Source organism: Streptomyces sp. NPDC052910 (assembly GCF_055585605.1).
Genome location: NZ_JBVJJR010000001.1, coordinates 1,261,507 through 1,281,599, shown reverse-complemented (window position 1 = coordinate 1,281,599; position 20,093 = coordinate 1,261,507). Strand labels below are relative to the sequence as shown.

Annotated in this window: 24 protein-coding genes; 4 read left to right on the top strand and 20 right to left on the bottom strand. The window is 73.4% G+C overall.

The window, feature by feature from the left end:
• Positions 1–404: 404 nt before the first annotated feature.
• Both ACZ6X9_RS05540 and ACZ6X9_RS05535 read right to left on the bottom strand, forming a co-directional pair.
• Entirely contained in the window at positions 405–710 is a 306-nt protein-coding gene (locus tag ACZ6X9_RS05540) for a putative quinol monooxygenase (RefSeq protein WP_469776570.1), read from the bottom strand.
• A gap of 86 nt (positions 711–796) precedes the next feature.
• Positions 797–1,843 carry an aldo/keto reductase gene (locus tag ACZ6X9_RS05535; RefSeq protein WP_469776569.1) on the bottom strand — a complete coding sequence of 349 codons (1,047 nt, stop codon included), beginning with the start codon at positions 1,841–1,843 and terminating at the stop codon, positions 797–799.
• A gap of 157 nt (positions 1,844–2,000) precedes the next feature.
• Between ACZ6X9_RS05535 and ACZ6X9_RS05530 the strand changes: the two genes are divergently transcribed.
• Entirely contained in the window at positions 2,001–2,867 is an 867-nt protein-coding gene (locus tag ACZ6X9_RS05530) for a helix-turn-helix transcriptional regulator (RefSeq protein WP_469776568.1), read from the top strand.
• A gap of 227 nt (positions 2,868–3,094) precedes the next feature.
• Here the strand turns inward: ACZ6X9_RS05530 and ACZ6X9_RS05525 are convergent, their stop codons facing one another.
• From ACZ6X9_RS05525 to ACZ6X9_RS05510, 4 genes are all read right to left on the bottom strand, one after another.
• The gene (locus tag ACZ6X9_RS05525; protein ID WP_469776567.1) at positions 3,095–3,382 is read right to left on the bottom strand and encodes a DoxX family protein; all 288 of its coding nucleotides are present in this window, start codon (positions 3,380–3,382) and stop codon (positions 3,095–3,097) included.
• A gap of 208 nt (positions 3,383–3,590) precedes the next feature.
• Positions 3,591–4,097: a VOC family protein gene (locus tag ACZ6X9_RS05520; protein WP_469776566.1), complete on the bottom strand. Its 507-nt coding sequence runs from the start codon at positions 4,095–4,097 to the stop codon at positions 3,591–3,593.
• A gap of 45 nt (positions 4,098–4,142) precedes the next feature.
• Positions 4,143–5,798 carry a DHA2 family efflux MFS transporter permease subunit gene (locus ACZ6X9_RS05515; RefSeq protein WP_469776565.1) on the bottom strand — a complete coding sequence of 552 codons (1,656 nt, stop codon included), beginning with the start codon at positions 5,796–5,798 and terminating at the stop codon, positions 4,143–4,145.
• Between the two features lie 110 nt (positions 5,799–5,908).
• The gene (locus ACZ6X9_RS05510) at positions 5,909–6,538 is read right to left on the bottom strand and encodes an NADPH-dependent FMN reductase (RefSeq protein ID WP_469776564.1); all 630 of its coding nucleotides are present in this window, start codon (positions 6,536–6,538) and stop codon (positions 5,909–5,911) included.
• Between the two features lie 92 nt (positions 6,539–6,630).
• Between ACZ6X9_RS05510 and ACZ6X9_RS05505 the strand changes: the two genes are divergently transcribed.
• Entirely contained in the window at positions 6,631–7,401 is a 771-nt protein-coding gene (locus ACZ6X9_RS05505) for a TetR/AcrR family transcriptional regulator (protein ID WP_469776563.1), read from the top strand.
• 35 nt (positions 7,402–7,436) lie between these two features.
• Here the strand turns inward: ACZ6X9_RS05505 and ACZ6X9_RS05500 are convergent, their stop codons facing one another.
• From ACZ6X9_RS05500 to ACZ6X9_RS05480, 5 genes are all read right to left on the bottom strand, one after another.
• Complete coding sequence (locus tag ACZ6X9_RS05500) at positions 7,437–7,781, bottom strand: winged helix-turn-helix transcriptional regulator (RefSeq protein WP_469776562.1); 345 nt, start codon at positions 7,779–7,781, stop codon at positions 7,437–7,439.
• A gap of 96 nt (positions 7,782–7,877) precedes the next feature.
• Positions 7,878–8,471, bottom strand: coding sequence for an NADPH-dependent FMN reductase (locus ACZ6X9_RS05495; protein WP_469776561.1), 594 nt, complete (start codon positions 8,469–8,471; stop codon positions 7,878–7,880).
• Between the two features lie 141 nt (positions 8,472–8,612).
• On the bottom strand, positions 8,613–9,851 hold the full coding sequence (locus tag ACZ6X9_RS05490) for a GNAT family N-acetyltransferase (protein ID WP_469776560.1): 1,239 nt from the start codon (positions 9,849–9,851) through the stop codon (positions 8,613–8,615).
• A gap of 75 nt (positions 9,852–9,926) precedes the next feature.
• Complete coding sequence (locus ACZ6X9_RS05485) at positions 9,927–10,922, bottom strand: asparaginase (RefSeq protein WP_469776559.1); 996 nt, start codon at positions 10,920–10,922, stop codon at positions 9,927–9,929.
• Between the two features lie 40 nt (positions 10,923–10,962).
• Positions 10,963–11,640: an RsiG family protein gene (locus tag ACZ6X9_RS05480; protein ID WP_469776558.1), complete on the bottom strand. Its 678-nt coding sequence runs from the start codon at positions 11,638–11,640 to the stop codon at positions 10,963–10,965.
• A 147-nt stretch (positions 11,641–11,787) separates the two neighbouring features.
• Between ACZ6X9_RS05480 and dtd the strand changes: the two genes are divergently transcribed.
• Positions 11,788–12,213: a D-aminoacyl-tRNA deacylase gene (dtd, locus tag ACZ6X9_RS05475; protein ID WP_469776666.1), complete on the top strand. Its 426-nt coding sequence runs from the start codon at positions 11,788–11,790 to the stop codon at positions 12,211–12,213.
• A gap of 241 nt (positions 12,214–12,454) precedes the next feature.
• Here dtd and ygfZ read toward each other — a convergent pair whose 3' ends face one another.
• From ygfZ to ACZ6X9_RS05445, 6 genes are all read right to left on the bottom strand, one after another.
• Entirely contained in the window at positions 12,455–13,435 is a 981-nt protein-coding gene (gene ygfZ / locus ACZ6X9_RS05470; protein WP_469776557.1) for a CAF17-like 4Fe-4S cluster assembly/insertion protein YgfZ, read from the bottom strand.
• A gap of 74 nt (positions 13,436–13,509) precedes the next feature.
• Positions 13,510–13,962 (bottom strand): Fur family transcriptional regulator, encoded by a 453-nt coding sequence (locus ACZ6X9_RS05465; RefSeq protein ID WP_469776556.1) that lies wholly within the window; start codon positions 13,960–13,962, stop codon positions 13,510–13,512.
• A 19-nt stretch (positions 13,963–13,981) separates the two neighbouring features.
• Entirely contained in the window at positions 13,982–15,004 is a 1,023-nt protein-coding gene (locus tag ACZ6X9_RS05460) for an ABC transporter substrate-binding protein (protein ID WP_469776555.1), read from the bottom strand.
• Between the two features lie 23 nt (positions 15,005–15,027).
• The gene (locus ACZ6X9_RS05455) at positions 15,028–15,798 is read right to left on the bottom strand and encodes an ABC transporter ATP-binding protein (RefSeq protein ID WP_469776554.1); all 771 of its coding nucleotides are present in this window, start codon (positions 15,796–15,798) and stop codon (positions 15,028–15,030) included.
• Positions 15,798–16,886 (bottom strand): FecCD family ABC transporter permease, encoded by a 1,089-nt coding sequence (locus tag ACZ6X9_RS05450; RefSeq protein WP_469776553.1) that lies wholly within the window; start codon positions 16,884–16,886, stop codon positions 15,798–15,800. The genes ACZ6X9_RS05455 and ACZ6X9_RS05450 overlap by 1 nt, the downstream gene beginning before the upstream one ends.
• A 226-nt stretch (positions 16,887–17,112) precedes the next feature.
• The gene (locus tag ACZ6X9_RS05445) at positions 17,113–17,718 is read right to left on the bottom strand and encodes a heme-binding beta-barrel domain-containing protein (protein WP_469776552.1); all 606 of its coding nucleotides are present in this window, start codon (positions 17,716–17,718) and stop codon (positions 17,113–17,115) included.
• 276 nt (positions 17,719–17,994) lie between these two features.
• Here ACZ6X9_RS05445 and ACZ6X9_RS05440 point away from each other — a divergent pair, with 276 nt between their 5' ends.
• Complete coding sequence (locus ACZ6X9_RS05440; protein WP_469776551.1) at positions 17,995–18,360, top strand: DsrE family protein; 366 nt, start codon at positions 17,995–17,997, stop codon at positions 18,358–18,360.
• A 72-nt stretch (positions 18,361–18,432) separates the two neighbouring features.
• Here ACZ6X9_RS05440 and ACZ6X9_RS05435 read toward each other — a convergent pair whose 3' ends face one another.
• The 3 genes from ACZ6X9_RS05435 to ACZ6X9_RS05425 form a co-directional block, all read right to left on the bottom strand.
• A complete protein-coding gene (locus ACZ6X9_RS05435; RefSeq protein ID WP_469776550.1) occupies positions 18,433–18,711 on the bottom strand; it encodes a DUF3099 domain-containing protein in 279 nt (92 codons plus the stop codon).
• Positions 18,712–18,881: 170 nt separating this feature from the next.
• Positions 18,882–19,169, bottom strand: a complete 288-nt coding sequence (locus ACZ6X9_RS05430) for a DUF1416 domain-containing protein (protein ID WP_469776549.1) — start codon at positions 19,167–19,169, stop codon at positions 18,882–18,884.
• Between the two features lie 39 nt (positions 19,170–19,208).
• Positions 19,209–20,051, bottom strand: coding sequence for a sulfurtransferase (locus ACZ6X9_RS05425; RefSeq protein ID WP_469776548.1), 843 nt, complete (start codon positions 20,049–20,051; stop codon positions 19,209–19,211).
• Positions 20,052–20,093 lie beyond the last annotated feature (42 nt).

The following is a 20,093-nucleotide window of genomic DNA, read 5'->3' as shown; positions in this document are numbered from 1 at the left end:
AACTTGGCTGCGAGACGCGCACTGGTGACAAGTACCGCGAGCATTCAGTGACAACTGTCGCTGCGAAACCGATCACGGGTGCCTGGTCGAACCGGCGCTGCGGTGACAGTTGTCGCTGCGAGTCACAGGGCCCTTGACGGGCGGCACTCGGACGGCAGTCCGTCCTTCCGAGCGGGGGCCGCGGCCCGCGCCGCGACCCGCGCAGCGTCGGCGAGCCGCCGCAGCGAGCGGTGCGGCGATGACCTGCCGGTCCCGTCGGCACCATCAGCCTCGGTGACCCCGGTCAGCGGGCCCAGAGGCACGGCGGGCGTCGCGGTGAGCGGTGGGGCTCGGGCGGTGAGGGCGGCGATCAGGGGCTTCTGGCGTGCGAAGGGGGCGGTCGGCGGCCCGGCGAGCGCCGTCCGTCAGGCCTCCTGGCCCTCGGGGGCGGGAACCAGTTTGCGGACGGTCATCGGTTCCGCGAGGACCTCGTCCAGTACCTGGACCACGTGCCGGAAGTGCGGGGTGGCGAAGTGCTCGGCGAGCGCCTCGGGGCTCGTCCACTGTTCGACGACCACCATGCGGGCGGGGTCGTTGGGGTCGGCGTAGGGGCGGTAGGCGAGGCAGCCGGGTTCTTCGAGGGACGGTTCGATCATGGCCTCCAGGGCGGTGCGGAGGCGGTCCTCCCGTCCGGGGGCGGCCAGGCATTCGGCGACGACGAAGAGGGGCATGGCGGGTCTCCTTGGGCGGCGAGCGGCGAGCGGCGAGCGGCGAGCGGCGAGTGGTGAGCGGGGTGCGGTGGGCGGGGGTGACGTGGTCAGGGGCGGGACGGGCCGGTGCCGGCGCCCGTCGTGACGATGGCGTCGGCGATCTCCTCCAGGTCGGCCGGCGTCAGTTCGACCGACGCTCCGCCGATCCAGCCGTCGATCTGCCCGGGCGTGCGGGCCCCGACGATGGCGCCGGTGATCCCGGGCCAGGACAGTACCCAGGCGAGGGCGGTCTCCGCGACCGTGGCGCCGTGCCGGGCGGCCACGGGGCGCAGTGCGTCGGCCAGCCGGAGGTTGGCGGCCAGGCCGGTGGTGAAGTCGTGGTGGCCGGTCCGCCAGTCGTCGGCGGGGAGGTGCGCGACGCGCTCGGCGGTGAACGCGCCGGTGAGCAGGCCGGACTGGAGCGGGGAGTAGGCGATCACGCCGGTCCCGTGGGCGTGTGCCCAGGCGATCTCGGCCGCGGCGGACCGGTTGACGGCGGAGAACGGCGGCTGGACGACGTCGACGTGGGCGATGCGCTCGGCCGCCGCCAGTTGCTCGGCCGAGTGGTTGGACAGGCCGATCGCCCGGACCTTTCCCTCGGCCTTCAGGTCGGCCATGACCTGCCAGTATTCCTCGAGGGGGGTGGCGTTGGGCGAGACGGCGCCGAAGCCGCCGCCCGCGTACTCCAGTGACTCGCCGGTGTCCGGGTAGTGCACCTGGTAGAGGTCGACGTGGTCGACGCCGAGCCGGCGCAGCGAGTCCTCCAGCTCCCGGCGGACACTGGCCGGCTTCATGATCCGGCGCGGCGCGGCCTCCGGGTGCTCCGGGTCCCAGACCAGGCCGGCCTTGGTGAAGAGGTACGGGCGGTCGGCCGCCGGCAGTCCGGCGACGGCCTTGCCGACCAACTCCTCGGCGTGACCGAGCCCGTAGACCGCGGCGGTGTCGATCCAGTTGACGCCCGAGGTGACCGCGTGCCGGATCGCGGCGACCGACTCGGCGTCGTCGGTGGCGCCCCAGCCGAAGCGCCAGCCGGGGCCGGCCACCACCCAGGAGCCGAAGCCGAGGCGGGTGATGTCCATGCCGGTGGTGCCCAGGGGGAGGGTGGGGAGGTGCATGCGGGTTCTCCTCGAACGGGATGTCGTGACGGACGTGTTCCGATGCCGTTCACTCTGGCCGTCGGGTCACGCCCCACCCAGTGGCAGCCGGTGCCTGGGCACGGCGTGACCAGGATCGGACGGCGACACCCGGCGGCGGGGGCGGAATACTCGCCGCATGGCACTGGACAGACGCGCGGAGTTGGGCGAGTTCCTGCGATCCCGGCGGGCCCGGCTGCGGCCCGCGGAGCTGGGGCTCACGGACTACGGCGGGCGGCGACGCGTTCCCGGCCTGCGCAGGGAGGAACTGGCCCGGCTGGCCGGGGTGAGCGTCGACCACTACGTCCGCCTGGAGCAGGGGCGCACCCTGCACTTCTCCGAGGCGGTCCTGGACGCGGTGGCCCGCGCCCTGCGCCTGGATCCCGTGGAGCGCGAACACCTGTACCGCCTGGCGCGGCCCTGGTCCGACACCGGCGGGCCGGACGGGCCGGCGCCGGCCCAGCGCGTACGGCCGGGGCTGCGCAGGCTGCTGGACTCGGCGGAGGACGTGCCGGCGTACGTCGTGGGGCGCAACACCGACGTCCTGGCCTGGAACCGGCTCGCGGCGGCGCTGATCACGGACTTCGGCGCGCTGCCGCCGCGGCAGCGGAACCTGGCCCGCCTGGTCTTCCTGGACGAGGGCGTGCGCGGCCTGTACGCCGACTGGCGCGGCAAGGCGGACGACGTGGCCGCCTACCTCCGGCTCGACGCGGGACGGCACCCGGACGACCCGGAGACCGCGGCGCTGATCGCCGAACTCTCCGCCGCGAGCTCGGAGTTCCGCGAGGCCTGGGCCGAGCACCGGCTCAAGGACAAGACACACGGGCGGTACCGCTACCTGCACCCGGCCGTCGGCGAACTCGACCTGGGCTTCGAGGCGTTCCGGCTCCCCGACGACCCGGACCAGGCGCTGGTCTGCCACACGGTGGAGGAGGGCTCGCCGTCCCAGACGGCGCTGCGACTGCTGGCGGTGTGGGCCCGGGAGAGCCTGCCGGCCGGACGGTGAGGGACGAGTGGGGAGGCGTCGGTCGAGGACGTGCGTGCCTTCGCCCCTGCGGGCTCACCCGCTGCCTCACTCCTTCCCGACGTTCGCCCTGCCTCCTTCCCGACGTTCGCCCTGCCTCCTTCCCGACGTTCGCCCTGCCTCCTTCCCGACGTTCGCCCTGCCTCCTTCCCGACGTTCGCCCCGCGTGAGGCCACCGGTGCTGGTGGTGCGCGCGGGGCGGCGTCCGTTCAGGCCCCCGCCCCCGCCACCGCCACCATCAGCGCCGGCGCCGGCGTCCCGGCCGCGAGCGCGAAGTAGACGCCGGGGAACGTGATGTGGTGGAAGTGGAAGACGCGGGCGCGGAAGTGGGTGATCAGGGCGCCCGTGTGGAAAAGGGCGAGTCCGACGGCCGCAGCGGTCGTCAGGGAGCGGACGCCGAGGAGGCCGAGGAGGAGGCCGCCGGCGCCGGCCGCTTTCAGCGTGGCGCGGTCACGGACCAGCCGGACGAGCGGCCCAGCGGCCGACGCGATCGTCAACGAGTACGGCGTCGCACGCGCCCCGAGTCCGCCGCCCACTGCTACCCGCGGACCGGGGTGGTCACCGTCTCGTCGGCGGGGTCGCGCCCGGCGGGGTGGGGGTGGCGTGGACGCCTGACGACGATGGGGACGCGGCGGTGGAGGAGCTCGTACGGTGCTGCTGGGAGGCGGGGGTGGGTAGCCCCGGGGGCAGTCCCCGTGTCCCCTTTCAGGCGGGGGACGGGCCTGAGCCGTCCCGTCCCGGGAAGAACTCGGCGCTCTGTACGTACTCCATCGCCCGTACGAACTCCGGTTGCACGGCGCGTCGTTCCTTCTCCTCCTCGGTCGGGTCCTCGACCCGGGTCTGGATCCAGTACAGGTTTCCCAGCGGATCGCGTACCCGTCCCACCCGGTCGCCGAAGAACAGGTGGGTGACCTCCGTGACCGACGTGCCGCCGGCCTCGACGGCGCGGCGGTGTGTGGCGTCGGCGTCCTCGACGTAGAGGCGGAGGAAGCCGGGGGTGGGCGGCCAGTCGGGGCGGGCGTCGAACATCATCACCACCGAGTCGCCGATCCGCACCTCCGCGTGGGCGACGCGGCCGTCCGGGCCGGTCAGGCAGGCGAGTTCGGTGGCGTCGAAGGCGCGCTTCATGAAGTCGACCAGCCGTACCGTGTCCGTCGAGACGATCCACGGGGTGACGGTGGCGTAGCCGGGGGGAACGGGGGCGACGGCCATGGGAGCGCCTCCTGGTGACGGGATCTCGGGTCTTGTGACGGCACGTTAGAGGCGATGTAGGTCGGATTCCGTCCGCGATGGGCCGTTGTCCACGGCCCGCTTCCCCGAGGGCCGGTCCGGTCCGGTGGGGTCCGCTTCCACGGCTTCCGTCCCCGCCGCCCGTGCCCCCGCTCGCGCCTCCGCCCGTGCCCTCGCCGCCGTCCGGGTCCGCGCGCCCAACGCCACGGCGACCGCGAGCGCGACCGCGGAGAGCGCCGCCGCGCCGGCCAGCACGCCGTACAGGCCCTCGGTGACGGCTTCGCCCACCGCCGTCCGTACGGTCCCGGGCAGGGCCGCCAGTGATGCGGGGGAGAGGCTGTCGCCCTCGGTCAGCCGCCCGGCCGTCGGGGTGCCGAGGTGTGCCGCGAGGGAGTCGTTCATGCGGCCGGCGTAGACGGCGCCCAGGACGGCGGTGCCCAGGCTGCCGCCGATGGTGCGCAGGAGGGTGACGGTCCCCGTGGCGGCACCCATGTCGCGCGGGGCGGCGGAGGCCATCGTGGCGAGGGTGGCGGCCTGTGTGACGGTGCCCAGACCGGCGCCGAAGACGGCCGTCAGGCCGGAGGCGACGGGCAGCGGGGTGTCCGCGTCCAGGAGGAACAGCAGGAGCGTGCCGGCGAGCGTCAGTCCTGCGCCCGCCGCGGGGAGAAGGCGTTCGTACCGGATCTTCCCGGTGAGGCGGCCGACCGTGAGCTGCGCGGTCAGCATGCCGAGCATCAGGGGGAGCAGCAGCATGCCGCCCCCGGTGGACGACGCCCCGCGCGCGAGCTGGAGATACTGCGGGAGGTAGCTGATGACGGCGAGCATGACGGCGCCGGACAGGAAGCTGAGGATCTGTGCCGCGGTGAAGGAGCGGTCACGGAACAGCCGGAGTGGGATGACCGGTTCCGCCGCCCGCCGCTCGGCCCGGACGAAGCAGGCGAGGGCCGCGGCGGCGATCGCGCCGAGCACGGCGGCCTCCGGGGACAGCCAGGGGTGCCGGGTCCCGGCCTGGCTGCCGAGCAGGGTGAGGGCCAGGATGCCGGTGGTCAGGAGGGTGATGCCGGCGACGTCGATGCGGGCCTTGACGCGTTCCGTGCGCAGCCGCACGCCGGCGGCGGTGGCCAGCAGGACTACCGCCCCCACCGGCAGGTTGACGTAGAACGCCCAGCGCCAGCCGACGTGGTCGGTGAGGAACCCGCCGAGCAGCGGGCCGCCGACGAAGGCCACTGGCATCATGACGGCGATCATCGACTGTGCGCGGCCGCGGTCCTCCGGTCCCACGAGCACCCCGATGACGGAGAGCGCGCCGACCATCAGGCCGCCGCCGCCCAGCCCCTGGAGGGCGCGGAAGGCGATGAGCTGGTCCATGTCCTGGGCCAGGCCGGACAGGGCGGAACCGGCCAGGAACACGACGACGGAGGCGAGGTAGGCGCCCTTGCGGCCGTAGAGGTCGCCGAGTTTGCCCCAGACCGGGGTGGCCGCGGAGGCGGTGAGCAGGTAGGCGGTGACCACCCAGGAGAGGTGGCCGACGCCGCCGAGGTCGCCGACGACGGTGGGCAGGGCGGCGCTGAGGATCTGGCCGTCGAGCGCGGAGAGGAAGATGCCGAGCATCAGCCCGAAGACGCCGAGACGGGGGAACGGCCGGCGCGCGGGCTCCGGTCCGTCCGCCGAGGGGTGGCTCATGAGGGTTCCCTTGGGACGAGCGTGGTGGCGCCCGCGGGACGCGGGCGGGCGGGTGGTCCGGACGGGCCGTCCGGGTGCGGCAGGCCCGGACTCCGGGCGAGCCGGACGAATCAGGCGACGGTGTACGGGGTCTTGCGCCGGGCGTCCCGCAAGGCGTGTCCCCACCAGGCGAGTTGGTCGAGCTGCGCCTTCGCCGCCGCGTCGGCGCTCGGGTCGGTGAGGCGGCCGTCCGCGGTGAAGGGGCCGTCGGAGAGCCGGAAGCTCACGGTCTCCCGCAGGGTGGCGGCGTTGAGCTCGGCCAGGACGAGCCGCAGTTGTTCGACGGCACGCAGGCCCCCGGAGCGGCCGCCGTAGGAGACGAAGGTGACCGGCTTGGCGTGCCACTCGCGGTGGTGCCAGTCGATGGCGTTCTTCAGGGCGGCGGGGAAGCTGCGGTTGTACTCCGGCGTCACGAGGATGAAGCCGTCGGCGGCGGCCAGCCGGGGCGAGACGGCGGCGAGGAGTTCCGCGGACCCCTCGGGGGCGGGGCCGCCGAAGGCGGGGAAGACGGTGGGCAGGGGCGTGTCGACGAGGTCGACCAGGTCGGCCTCCATGTCGTCGCGCCCGGCGAGGTGGTCCGTCACCCATCCGGCGATGAGGGGCCCGACACGGCCTTCCCGCGTGCTTCCGCAGATCACGGCGATGCGCAGGGGGTCGGTGGCGGAAGGGGAGGACGAAGGTGTGGTGTACGTCGTATCCATAGCGATACAACGTACACATCGACGTGTACGTCGTCTACTGTTGATACGTTGTACACGGCAATCGGGGGGCGGAGCGGAAACGGAGCGGGCTGATGTCAGACGAGACCGGAGAGAACGGCACCGGACGGCGCGCGAAGAGCGGCAGGGGGGAGGGCGGCGCCCCCCGGCCCGGGCTCTGGGAACGGCTCGACCGGCCCGCGCCCGCCCCGCGGTCCGCGACGCTCACCCCGCGGCGGATCGCCGCCGCCGCGGTGGCCATCGCCGACGCGGAGGGGCTCGAAGCCGTGACGATGCGCCGGCTCGCCACCGATCTCGGGGTGGCTCCCATGGCCGCCTACCGCTATGTGGACGGCAAGGACGAACTCGTCGCCCTGATGGTCGACTTCGTGCAGGGCGAGGCGGCGCTCCCCGACGCCGCGGAGGACTGGCGGGCGGCCATGCGCGCGGTCGGCCTGCGCACCCGCTCCCTGATGCTCGCCCACCCCTGGATGTCCAGGGTCGATCACCCGTCCCTCACACCCCACGAGTTCGCCGTCTCCGAACGGGTCCTGACCGCACTCGACGGCCTCGGCCTGGACGCCGACACGATGATGGCCGTCTTCCACACCGTCACCGCGTACGCGAACGGTGCCGTCGACGCCGAGATCGGTCTGCTGCGGATGATGCGCAAGCGGGGCTGGACCACCGGCGAGGAGACGAGGGAGGGCCTGGCCCCGGAGATGACCTGGCTCATGAACACCGGGCGGTACCCCGCGACCCGCCGCTACCTGGCCGAGGCCCAGCGCAAGGACGACGCGGCCTGGCGGTTCGAACTCGGCCTGGACTGCGTGCTCGACGGCATCGCCGCCCGGCTGGGCATCTGAGCCGCCCGCCCGGGCGGCCGGGGGCCGGCCCCGGGTCAGGCCGCCGTGCCGGCCGGCGCGTCCGGCGGCAGGACGCGGCGGGCGCCCCAGGCGCCGAGCGGGGCGAGGGCGGCGTTCAGGTCGCGGCCGTCCTCGGTCAGCGAGTACTCGACCTTGGGCGGCACGGTCTCGTGCACCCGCCGGTGGACGATGCCGTCCGTCTCCAGCTCGCGGAGCTGTTGGGTGAGCACCTTCTCGCTCACCCCCGGCAGGGACCGCCGCAGCGCCCCGAACCGGCGGGGCGCGTCCCGGAGTTCCCAGAGGATGAGCACCTTCCACTTGCCTTCGATCACGTGCATGGCGGCGTCGATCGGGCAGTGGTACGGCGTCAGCTTGGTCATGCCCCCATCGTGCCGCAACGCTCCCGCGGCCGCGCCGGTCGGACGGCGTACGGGCCGATCAGGCAGGGTGTGCGCCGGTCGGACGGCGGACTCGGGTCAGACGCCGTACGGGCGCGCCGCCCGGGCCTCGCGGAGCGAGACGGCCCACCAGGTGAGCTGGTCGAGCAGCACCTTGGCCGCCCCGGCCGCCCGGTGTCCCGCCTCCTCGTCGAGGTGGCGGCCGGAGGCGTCGAACGCGCCCCAGGGGCTGTGGAAGCTGACGGTCTCGCGGATGGTGACGGCGTGCAGCTCCGCCAGGACCGGCCGCAGGTGCTCGACCGCCCGCAGACCGCCGGACAGCCCGCCGTAGGAGACGAACGCCACCGGCTTGGCCCGCCACGGGGTCGCGTGCCAGTCGATCAGCGCCTTCAGCGAGGCCGGGTAGCTGTGGTTGTACTCGGGGGTGACGATGGCGAACGCGTCGGCCCGTTCCAGCCGTGGCGACACCGCGGCGAGCAGCTCCGCGTCCTCCGGGTCCGGGCGGGGGCTCAGCCGGGCCGGGAGCGGGAGTTCGGCGAGGTCGAGGACGTCGACGTCGATGTCGTCGCGCTCGGCGAGCCGGGCGCCGAACCAGTCGGCGACGGTCGGGCCGAAGCGGCCGTCGCGGGTGGAGGCGACGATGACGGCGAGGCGGTAGGGGACGTGCGACACGGCTGTTTCTCCGGGCGATGAGGGTGAACGAGGGGGTGGGCCCGGCGTCGTGGGTACAGCGGGGGCGACGGGGCACTGAGGGTGAGCTTGAACCCTCAAGCTTGCTTGAGGTCAAGCCGCGCCCGCGGCGCCCCTCCTTCGTCAGAAGACGTCGGGGCACCAGGGCCGGCGCGGCGTCCGCAGCAGCAGGTCCGCCCGCGCGGCGGCGCCCGGCCGCTCTTCGGTGACGGCCCCGGCCGCCGCCAGCCGCACTGCCGACTCGTCGCCGAGGTACAGGCGGGCCAACTCGCCCGCCCCCAGCGTGAGATTGGCGTCCCGCGAGGTGGACGAGCAGACGGCTCCTTCCGGCCCGGCCTCCAGCAGGTACCGTCCGGCGGCGTACCCGTCAGGGTCGGCGACCTCCAGGACGAGCGAGCCCTCGGTGGCGTACGTCCGTGCCTCCAGCAGGGCCGGCACGTCGAGCGGACGCAGCCACATGAAGTCCGCCTGGGCCGTGATCCGGGCGGCCCGCGGGTCCGGCAGCAGCAGCGGCAGGATGTCGTCGGGCGCGCGGTCGCCGGTGGTGACGGAGGTGATCCAGTCGACGGAGAGCAGGTAGTGCCACAGGGCGCGCTCGGCGGCCGGTGAGACGGCGACGAGGTCGCGCACGACCGCCTTGTTCTCCGGCTGCTTGGCGGTCCACCGCTCCTCGGCGCCGTAGGTGAGCAGGCCGTCCACGCGTCCCTCCGGCGACCGGTAGAGGACGTGGAACGGTTCCTTCCAGCCCGTCGGAAGGGGAAGGTCGCCGGTGGCGAACCGCCACCACCGCTCGGTGCGGTCGACCACGCCGTGGCGCTGGGCACGCAGCCGTTCGTGCAGGGCGGGGCCGAGCTCGCGGACGGCGGCGCCGTCCGCGAAGTCCACCCGCCCGCCGCACCCGGGACCCGCGTACCGCCGGTCCAGCCCGGTGCGGGCGATGTGCACCTCCCAGGCGGTGGTCGAGGTGGCCGCGCCGAAGCCGAACCGCCCGTAGATCGGGTACTCGGCCGCGATCAGGGTCGCGGCGGCGTCCCCGCGCTCCTTGGCGGCGGCCAGGTCACGCGCCGTCATCCGGCTGAGCACCCCGCGCCTGCGGTGCGTGGGGGAGACGGTGACGTTGGTGATCGCGCTCACGGCGAGCGGCGCGCCGCCGGGCACCGTCAGCCGCTGAGGATGGCTGCGGAACGTGCCGACGCAGCGCCCGGCGTCGAAGGCGCCCTGGGTACGGGTGAGGTCCATGCCCGCCGCGCGCACCTCCACCTCGTCCTTGTCGGGCGTCGGTGAGACGAGGAAACCCGTGCGCATGGCGGTGACCCAGGAGCTCAGGTCGCCGTCGTCGATCGTCCGTATGTCAAGTGCCATACGGCGTACGGTAGGCGGCCGCCGCGGCGGAGCGCCCCTGATTTTCGGGGCGCCCCGGTGGTCCCTCGCCTGCGGTCAGAACGCCGCGCGGATCTCCCCGACGCGCTCGCCGCCGCCCAGCAGCGGAGTGTCGGCGATCCGGTCGAGGACGGGCGCCTCCACGCCCATCAGCCGCAGCGCGCGGGCCAGCACCGGACCGAGGGTCCGCAGCGCACCGTCGTCGATCTTGAAGGCCAGGGCCCGGCCGTCCGGCAGTGCCACCGCCTGGACCGCCTCCGCGCCCATCTTCGACAGGGCGCCCGGCACCTCGCGCATCAGCCAGGTGTCGGGGCGCCGGGTGCCGGCCACGTACTCCGGGTGGGCGCGCATCGCGTCCGCCACCCGCCGCTCCGGCGTACCGGACTCGGCGAGCACGAAGTGGCGGAAGGCGCGGGCGAGGCCGGTGAGGGAGACGGCCATCAGGGGTGCCCCGCAACCGTCCGTGCCGACGTGGGCGACACGCTCGCCGCTCGCCTCCTCGACGGCGCGCAGGGCCAGCCGCTGGAGGGGGTGGTCCGGGTCCAGGTACGAATCCACCGGCCAGCCGTTGGCGGCGGACACGGCGATCATGGCGGCGTGCTTGCCGGAGCAGTTCATGGTGACCCGGTCCCGGACCCGGCCCGCGGCCAGGTAGGACTCCGCCTCGACGGGGTCCAGCGGCAGGTCCGGCGGCGTCCGCAGGTCACCCTCGGTGAGCCCGAACTCGGCCAGCATGGTGCGCACCAGATCCAGGTGGAACGCCTCGCCCGAATGGCTGGCCGCCGCGAGCGCCAGCCGCTCCCCGGAGAGGTCCAGGCCTGCCCGGAGGACGGCCGCGGCCTGCATCGGCTTGTTGGCGGACCGCGGGAAGACGGGCGCGGAGGGGTCGCCCAGCGCCAGCTCCACGCTGCCGTCCGCCGCCAGCAGCACCAGCGAGCCCCGGTGCCGGCCCTCGACGAAACCGGACCGGACCACCTCGGCGAGGACCGGGCGGGCCGTGCCGTCGTCCTCCTGGGGTATCTCGGGCAGGGAAGGGGTCGGGGTGGTGCTCATGGGACGGGCCTTCCGGGGGCGGGGACCGCCCCCGGTGGTGTCACGGGAGCAGGTCGTCTACTTGCGCTTCTCCTTCACGGTACCTGCGTGCGATCTCGGCACCGCAATCGTCCGCCGTCCGCTGGAGCTGCCGGCGGCGCTCGGAGACGTGCCGCTCGTACGCGGCGAGCCGGGAGAGCCCCGCGCGCAGCTCGGCGTCCGTCCGGGCGCCCAGGTCCGACAGGCCGACCTCGCCCAGCATGTCCTCCGCCAGCCGCCGGTACTCCTCGGCGTGCGGCGTGCCCAGTGTCACGTGGCGGGCGGAGGCGCGGGGGGCGGACGGGTCGTCCGTGAGGATCTCCGACAGCCGGTCCACCAGCAGCCGGCGGTCGGCCGCCGGGGTGCCGGGCGCCGCCCGGCGCTCCAGCTCGGCCCGGAGGATGTCGATGCGGCCCTGGAGCAGCCGCCGGACGTAGCTGAGGTCGGCCTCCTCCCGCCGGGCCTCCTTGCGCACCGCCCGCAGCTCCGTGAGGCGCAGCTCGCCGAGCTGCCGTACGGGAACGTCCGCGAGCCGCCCGGACCGCTGGCTCGGCGGCCTCGCGTGCAGACTGTCCACGGCGTCCCCGGCTTCCGATGCCTTCGCCCTGAGCGCCTCGAGGGTTTTCTCGGGCGTCTTCTCGGGTGTCTTCCCAGGCGTCTTCTCGAGCGTCTTGAGGTGGTCCTCGATCGGTGTGGTCATGCGGCTCCGTCCCCTCGCGCCGGGTGCGTACGGAACGCTGTGCCCGCATATCGCACCGCCTGCACGCATCGTGCCACTGTGCCCCGCCCGGCCGCAGGCCGTCTCCACCCGAACGGCCCCGAACGGGGGCCGGGCATCATGGACGCCATGCGAGCCGTGGTGCAGAGAGTGAACGGGGCGTCCGTCGTCGTGGACGGCCGGACGGTCGGCGAGATCGTCGGCGAGGGGCTGTGCGTGCTGGTCGGGGTGACCCACGACGACACCCCCGAGAAGGCGGCCCGACTCGCCGGCAAGCTGTGGTCCCTCCGGATCCTCGCCGACGAGAAGTCCTGCTCCGACGTGGGCGCGCCGCTGCTCGTGATCTCCCAGTTCACGCTTTACGGTGACGCGCGGAAGGGGCGGCGGCCCACCTGGAACGCGGCTGCTCCGGGCCGCGTGGCCGAGCCCCTGGTCGACGAGGTGGTCGCTCGGTTGCGGGAGTTGGGGGCTTCGGTGGAGACCGGGGTGTTCGGTGCGGACATGAAGGTGTCGTTGACGAACGACGGGCCGTTCACGGTGCTGCTGGAGGTGTGAGGGGGGAGGCCCCGGTCCCTCCCCCAGAGGGGGCACCCCCACTTCACCGTTTCCTTCGGGGGCTGCGCCCCCGCACCCCCGAAACCGCGCTCCGCGCGGTTGTCCTCAAACGCCGGACCGGCTGTATCAGCCCGTCCGGCGTTTGAGGACGAGCGGCGGAGCCGCGAACAGCGGGTCTGGGGCGCAGCCCCAGGAAGCGGCGAAGTGGGGGTGCCCCCTCTGGGGGAGGGACCGGGGCACCCTACGGCTCGACCACGACCTCCTGCGCCGCCGCCGTCCCCTCTCCCACGATCAGCGCCGCGTCCACCGGAACATTGCGCTTGACGAGCGCAAGCGCGATGGGCCCGAGCTCATGGTGCCGCACGGCAGTCGTCACGAACCCGAGCTGCCGCCCCTCAGGCCCGTCGGAAGCGAGCCGCACCGGTGCCCCGTGCCCGGGCAGATGGACCTCGCTCCCGTCCAGGTGCAGGAAGACGAGACGACGTGGCGGCTTGCCCAGGTTCTGGACCCGCGCCACGGTCTCCTGCCCCCGGTAGCACCCCTTCTGCAGATGAACGGCCGTGCCGATGAGCCCGAGCTCGTGGGGGATCGTCCGGTGGTCGGTCTCCAGCCCGAGCCGCGGCCGGTGGGCCTCGACGCGGAGGGCCTCCAGGGCGAGGGTGCCCGCGGCGGGCCCGTGGTCGGCCGCGAACTCCTCCAGTCGCTCGCGCGGCAGGAACAGGTCGCGCCCGTGGGGCGTCTCGCGGACGACGACGCCGTCGGGGGCCCCGGCGATGGAGCCGGCGGGCAGGTGGACGACGGCGATGTCGTCGGTGCGGTCGGCGACCTCGACGCGGTAGAAGAACTTCATGCTCTCCAGGTAGGCGATCAGCGCCTCCTGGGTGCCGGGTTCCACGTGCGCCCAGACGGTCGTGCCGTCGTCGACGAGGGAGAGGGCGTGCTCGATGTGGCCGTTGGCGGTGAGGATCAGCGCCTCGGTGGCCTGCCCGGGCGGCAGCTCGCTGACGTGCTGGGTGAGCAGCAGGTGCAGCCAGCTCAGCCGGTCGTCGCCGGAGACGGTGACCACACCCCGGTGGGAGAGGTCGACGAACCCGGACCCGTCGGCGAGCGCGCGCTGCTCGCGGAACGGGTCGCCGTAGTGCGCGGCGACGCCTTCGTCCGGGCCCTCGGCGGGGACGGCGCCGGGCAGCGACAGCAGAGGGCTCTTGGATTGACGCAGCATGCGCCCAGCCTACGACCCGCGCGGGCGGGGACGGATGCCCCGTACGGCCCGCCCTGCGATCCGTACGGCCCGCCCTACGGTGCGTCCGGGTCCTTTTCCTTCGTGCTCTTCCCGGCGGAGCAGGAGCCGCACCGGCCGAAGATCGCGAAGTGCTTCATGTCGGTGTCGAAGCCGAACTCCGCGCGGAGCCGCTCGGTGAAGTCGGCGGCCACCGACAGGTCGGCCTCGATGACCCCGGTGCAGTCCCGGCAGACCAGGTGGAGGTGGTCGTGCCGGTCCGCGAGGTGGTACGTGGGGGCGCCGTGGCCGAGGTGGGCGTGGCTGACCAGGCCGAGCTCCTCCAAAAGCTCCAGCGTCCGGTAGACGGTGGAGATGTTGACGCCGCCGGCCGTCTTGCGGACCTCGGTGAGGATGTCGTCCGGGGTCGCGTGCTCCAGCCGGTCGACCGCTTCCAGTACGAGCTGGCGCTGGGGCGTCAGCCGGTAGCCGCGCTTGCGGAGATCGCTCTGCCAGTCGGTGTCCACCACTCCTCCAGTCTAGGCGGGGTCAGTCTTCGCGGACCCCCTTCAGGTAGCCGGCCAGGGCCGCGACGGCGTCCGGGTTGCGCGGGCTCTCCACCAGGTCGACGTAGTCGAGGACGAAGATCCGCTTGTTCTTCACGGCCGGGACGTCGGCCAGCGGCGGATAGGAGAGCAGGAACTTCCGCTTCTCCTCGGCGCTGACGTCGCCGTAGTTGTTGACGACGATGACGTCGGGCCGCCGGTCGACCACCGTCTCCCAGCCGACCGTCGTCCAGGTGTCCTTCAGGTCGCTCATCACGTGGTCGCCGCCGGCCTTGGTGATGATGTCGTGCGGCCCCGCGTAGGCGCCCGCGGTCACCGGCTTGTCGCGGCCGTCGTCGTAGAGGAAGACCTTGGGCCGCTTGCCGTCCGCGGGGATCGCGGCCTGCGCGTCCGCGACCTTCTTCTTGAACCCGGCGACGAGTTTCGCCGCCCGGTCCTCGACGTCGAAGATCTTCCCCAGGGTGGTGAGATCGGTGTAGAGCGCCTCCAGCGGCGGCATCACGCCCCGCTCCTTGCCGCCGCCGCTGCGGCAGGACTCGGTGAGCACGTACGAGCCGATCCCCAGCTTCTTCAGCGCGGCGGGGGTGAAGCCGTCGCCCTCGCCGAAGCCGTAGTTCCAGCCGGCGAAGACGAGGTCGGCCCTGGCGTCGAGGACCATCTCCTTGTTGATCTGCTTGGTGGACAGCCGCTTGACCTTGTCGTAGCCGTCCTTCCACGGGATGTCGTCGGCGCGGCTCGTCTTGTAGGCGGGCGCCACGTAGCCGGCCATGTGGTCCTCCAGGCCGAGGGCGAACATGATCTCCGCGATGCCCACGTCGTTGGTCACCACCCGTCGCGGCGCCTTGTCGTACACCGTCTTCACCCCGCAGTTCTCGATGGTGACGGGGTAGTGGCCGGACGCCGGGGACTTCTTCGCGTCGTCGGGCTTCTCCTCGTCCACCCGGGCGCCGCAGCCCGCCAGGGCGAGGGCTGCGGTCAGGCAGAGGAGGGCGCGGGCGGTTCGCATGGCGGGGCTCCTGAGGAAGGGGATCACCGGGGCAGGCGGTCGAAGAGGAGTTGCGGGACACCGGACACCGGGTGGGGCACCCGGTGCGCCCGGACGCCGAAGACGTCGGCCAGCAGCCCGGACGTCAGCACCTCGTCCGGCGGCCCGGAGGCGACGAGCCGGCCGCCGTGGACGACGTACAGGACGTCGCAGTGGGTCGCGGCGAGGTTGAGGTCGTGCAGCGCGGCGAGCACGGTGAGCCCGGAGTCCCGTACCAGCGCGAGGACTTCGAGCTGCTGGCTGATGTCGAGGTGGTTCGTCGGCTCGTCCAGGACCAGCACCCTCGGCCGCTGGGCCAGGGCGCGCGCGATCAGGACGCGCTGCTTCTCGCCGCCGGAGAGGGTCAGGAAGCCGCGGTCGGTGAGGTGCCCGGCGCCGACCCGTTCCAGGGCCGTCGCGCAGGCCTCGGTGTCCTCGCGGGTGGTGCGGCCGGCCGCCCGCTGGTGCGGCAGCCGGCCCATCGCGACGACCTCGGCGACCGTGAAGTCGAACTCGCTGCCCGACTCCTGCGGCAGCGCCGCCAGCCGCCGGGCACTCTCGCGGGCGGTGAGCCCGCGCAGGTCGTCGCCGTCCAGCAGCACCCGGCCGTGCGTCGGCCGCAGCGCGCGGTAGACGCACCGCAGCAGCGTCGACTTGCCGCTGCCGTTGGGGCCGACGACGCCCACGAACTGCCCGCTCCCGGCCCGCAGTGACACGTCCCGGACCAGTCGGGCGCCGGCCACCTCGACCGACAGGTCCTCGATGTCGACCCGCATCAGGCACCTCCGAAGGTGTAGCCGCGCCGGCGCATCAGCAGGATGAAACAGGGCACGCCGATCAGCGCCGTGATCACTCCGACCGGCAGTTCGACGGGCGACAGCAGCAGCCGTGAGACGACGTCCACCCACACCAGCAGCACCGCGCCCAGCAGCGGCGCGACGGCGAGGACCCGGCGGTGGTCGGCACCGACCAGCATCCGGGTGGCGTGCGGGACCATCAGCCCGACGAAGCCGATGGCACCGCTGACGGCCACCACCGCACCGGTGACGGCCGCGACCACGACGAACAGCACCCGGCGCCGCCGCTCGGGGTCGACGCCCAGCGCGGACGACGTCTCGTCGCCCATGGCCAGCACGTTCAGACCGCGCGCCGACCACAGCAGGTAGCCCAGCCCCAGCAGCACGGCACCGGCCGCGATCGGCACGGACTGCCAGCTCGCCCCGCCCAGGCTGCCGAGCAGCCACATCATCGCCGAGCGGGCGGCGTCGCCCCGGTCCGCGCTGAAGACCATCAGGGTGGTGATCGCGGAGAAGCCGTAGTACATGGCGGTCCCGACCAGGACCAGCCGCAGCGGTGTCATCCCGTGCCCGGTACCGCGGGCCGCCGCGTAGACCAGGGCCATGGAGGCGAGCGCGGAGAGGAACGCGGCGGTGGACAGCGCCCAGACGCCGAGCGAGCCGAGCACGCCGAAGAGGAGCACCGCGTTGGCGCCGACGGCCGCGCCGGAGGAGATGCCCAGCACGAACGGATCGGCGAGCGCGTTGCGGACCAGCGCCTGCGTGGCCACGCCGACGGCGGCCAGCCCGGCGCCGACCACGGCCGCCAGCAGGGCGCGCGGGAAGCGCAGCTCCCAGACGATGGTGTAGGCGGAGACCTCGTCCGCCCCGATCCTGCCGCCGGTGAGCCCCGCGCCGAGGTAGTGGAGGACGCGCCCCCAGCCGATACCGGAGGAGCCGAGGGCGACGCAGCAGAGGAGCGAGCCGAGGAGGGCCACGGCCAGTCCGGCGATCAGGGGTGGCAGCGGGATCCGCCGCGCCGGTGCGGTGGTGCCGGGACCGGGCGGGGCGGGGGCGGTGATCGCCAAGGGGGACACCTTCGGCTCGGGCCGTGGGCCCGGGCAGGCGTGCCCGTAGGAGCCCCGCCGCGCCGCGGGGGGCCTCCCCTCGCAGACCACGGCGAGTTGTCAGGAGCTGACGCCGCCGCGGGTGATCGGGCTCGCAGAACGGGTGCTCTGCCTACCGTTGCGGGTCAGCGCCGGACTTCGACCGGACTTCCCCCGCGGGGCGCTTGGTGCGTACGACAGCCGCGGGCTACGGCTGCTCGGGGTTGTACGGGGTGCCGTCCGGGCGGAAGAAGGAGACGCCGTCCGGCAGGTCGTCCGGCAGGTTCCGCGCCCACTCCTCCAGCTCGGCGACGCCGGCCGTCTTCTTGAGCTGCGCGGACATGTACGGCCGCAGCGGCACCTCGGGGGTGGCCTTCTCGCCGACCCACATCAGGTCGCCCTTGACGTACCCGTAGAGGCGCTTGCCACCGGAGTACGGGCCGGACGCCGCGGTCCGGGCGACCGCGTCGGTGACGATGTCGATCTGCGGCTTCTTGTCGGCGAGCTCGCCGTACCAGACCTCGACGACGCCCTGGTCGCGGATCATGACGACCTCGATCTTGCGGTCCTTGTCGATCCGCCAGTAGCCGCTCTCGGTCTCCAGCGGACGGACCTTGTTCCCCTCGGCGTCGAGCACCCAACTGTGCGAGACGTACTCCAGGAAGTCCCGGCCGTCGTGGGTGAAGGTGACTTCCTGCCCGAAGTTGCACTTCTCGGAGCCCGGGAAGTCGGCGACGCCCGCCCCCTCCCACTTGCCGAGGAGGAAGACGAGGGGCACCAGGTCCCGGTGGAGGTCGGACGGAATCTCGATCATGGGCTCAGCTCAGACGATCTGTAGGGGGTGGTCGGGGAGGCTCAGCGCTGGCCCTGGTACAGCTTCTTCCAGGTCAGCCCGGCGAACGCGAGAACGCCGACGGCGACCAGGACCAGCAGGGTGGTGAAGACTGCCTCAAGCACGAGCGCGCTCCTCGGTCGGAGTGAGGGGTTACGGACCTGCGACGAGTCTAGTCGGCCCGGTCCGGGACGGCGGTGTGAGGTGGTACGGGCTGTGCGGGGTTCCCGGAACGGGCGCCCGGCCTAGAGTGATCCCATGCGGAAGAAGCTCGTGATCAAGGTGACGGCGGGCGCGGACGCGCCCGAGCGGTGCTCGCAGGCGTTCACGGTGGCGGCCGTCGCCGTCGCGAGCGGCGTCGAGGTCTCGCTGTGGCTGACGGGGGAGTCGTCCTGGTTCGCCCTGCCGGGCCGGGCGGCGGAGTTCGCACTGCCGCACGCGGCGCCGCTGCCGGAGCTGATCGACGGCATCCGGGCCGGCGGGGGCATGATCACCGTCTGCACGCAGTGCGCGGCGCGGCGGGACATCGAGGAGAAGGACCTGATCGAGGGCGCGCGCATCGCCGGGGCCCAGGTCTTCGTCGGCGAGATCATGGCGGACGGGGTGCAGGCGCTGGTCTACTGACCGCCGCCTGCCGGCGGCCCCGGACCTCCTGCCGGCCGCTCCGGCGGCGCGCACCGGCCGTCCTGCCGGCGCTTACTGGCCGTCCCGCTGGTCGTCCCGGCGGCGGCGGTCGTCCAGCTCGTTCCACCAGCGGTCGGACTCGGGGTCGCCCGTCTCCTCGTCCCACCAGCGGTCGTCGGGGCCCCGGCGGTTGGCCACGATGGCCGCCACCGGGGGGATGACCATCGCGAACAGGCACATGCCGATCGCGGCGGGCACCGACCACAGCCGCACGACGGCCCAGGCCAGGACGAACATCCCGACGCACGTGCCCATCATGGCGAAGTACAGGTGGCGCCGCCGCGCGTACATGCTTCAACGGTACGGCGGGGGCCGGACGCCGTACAGCGCGCGCGGCCCGTCCGGGGGCGCGCCGAGGGTGCGCCGGAGGGCCGCACCCCGCCATCAGGTCGTCCAAACCCCGGGGTGCGGCCCTCCGGCCGTCCGGCGCGCGAGGGCGCCGTGCTCAGTGGGCGTCGCCCCTATACGGCGATCGCCACCTCCGCCAGCCCGCCCTGCCGGGCGACGACGGTACGGTCGGCGGTCGCGCCCGGGACGAGCGCGCGGACCGTCCAGGTGCCCTCCGCCGCGTAGAAGCGGAACTGCCCGGTCGCGGAGGTGGGGACCTCCGCGGTGAACTCGCCGTCGCCGTCCAGCAGGCGCACGTACCCGGTGACGGGCACCCCGTCACGGGTCACGGAACCCTGGATGGTGGTCTCGCCCGGCTTGGCCGTCGAGGCGTCGGGGCCGCCGGCCTTGGCTCCACACATGCTGCGTACCTTTCCTCGTTCGTGCTGTCGTCGGGCGGATCAGTTGGCGCCGAGCTCGATCGGCACGCCGACGAGGGAGCCGTACTCGGTCCACGAGCCGTCGTAGTTGCGGACGTTGGGCTGTCCGAGCAGCTCGTGCAGGACGAACCAGGTGTGCGCCGACCGCTCGCCGATCCGGCAGTACGCGATGGTGTCCTTCGACAGGTCCACGCCCGCGCCCTCGTAGACGGCCCGGAGTTCGTCGTCCGACTTGAACGTGCCGTCGTCGTTGGCCGCCTTGGACCAGGGGATGTTGCGCGCCGTCGGGACGTGGCCCGGGCGCTGCGACTGCTCCTGCGGGAGGTGGGCGGGGGCGAGCAGCTTGCCGCTGAACTCGTCGGGGGACCGGACGTCGACCAGGTTCAGGCTGCCGATCGCGGCCACCACGTCGTCCCGGAACGCGCGGATCGAGGCGTCCTGCGGCTTGGCCTTGTACTCCGTGCGGGGCCGCCGCGGGACCTCGGCGACCAGGTCGCGGGAGTCCAGCTCCCACTTCTTGCGGCCGCCGTCGAGGAGCCGGACGTCCTCGTGGCCGTAGAGCTTGAAGTACCAATAGGCGTAGGCCGCGAACCAGTTGTTGTTGCCGCCGTAGAGGACGACCGTGTCGTCGTTGGCGATGCCCTTCTCGGACAGCAGCTTCTCGAAGCCCGCCTGGTCCACGAAGTCCCGGCGGACGGGGGCCTGGAGGTCCGTCCGCCAGTCGATCCGGACGGCGGACTTGATGTGGTTCTTGTCGTAGGCCGAGGTGTCCTCGTCGACCTCGACGATGACGGTCTTGGGGTCGCCTGCGTCGATGCGGGCCTGGACCCAGTCGGCGTCCACCAGGACGTCACTGCGGCTCATGCTGTTCTCCTCCGGGGCAGTTGCGAGGTACGCCGACGGGGC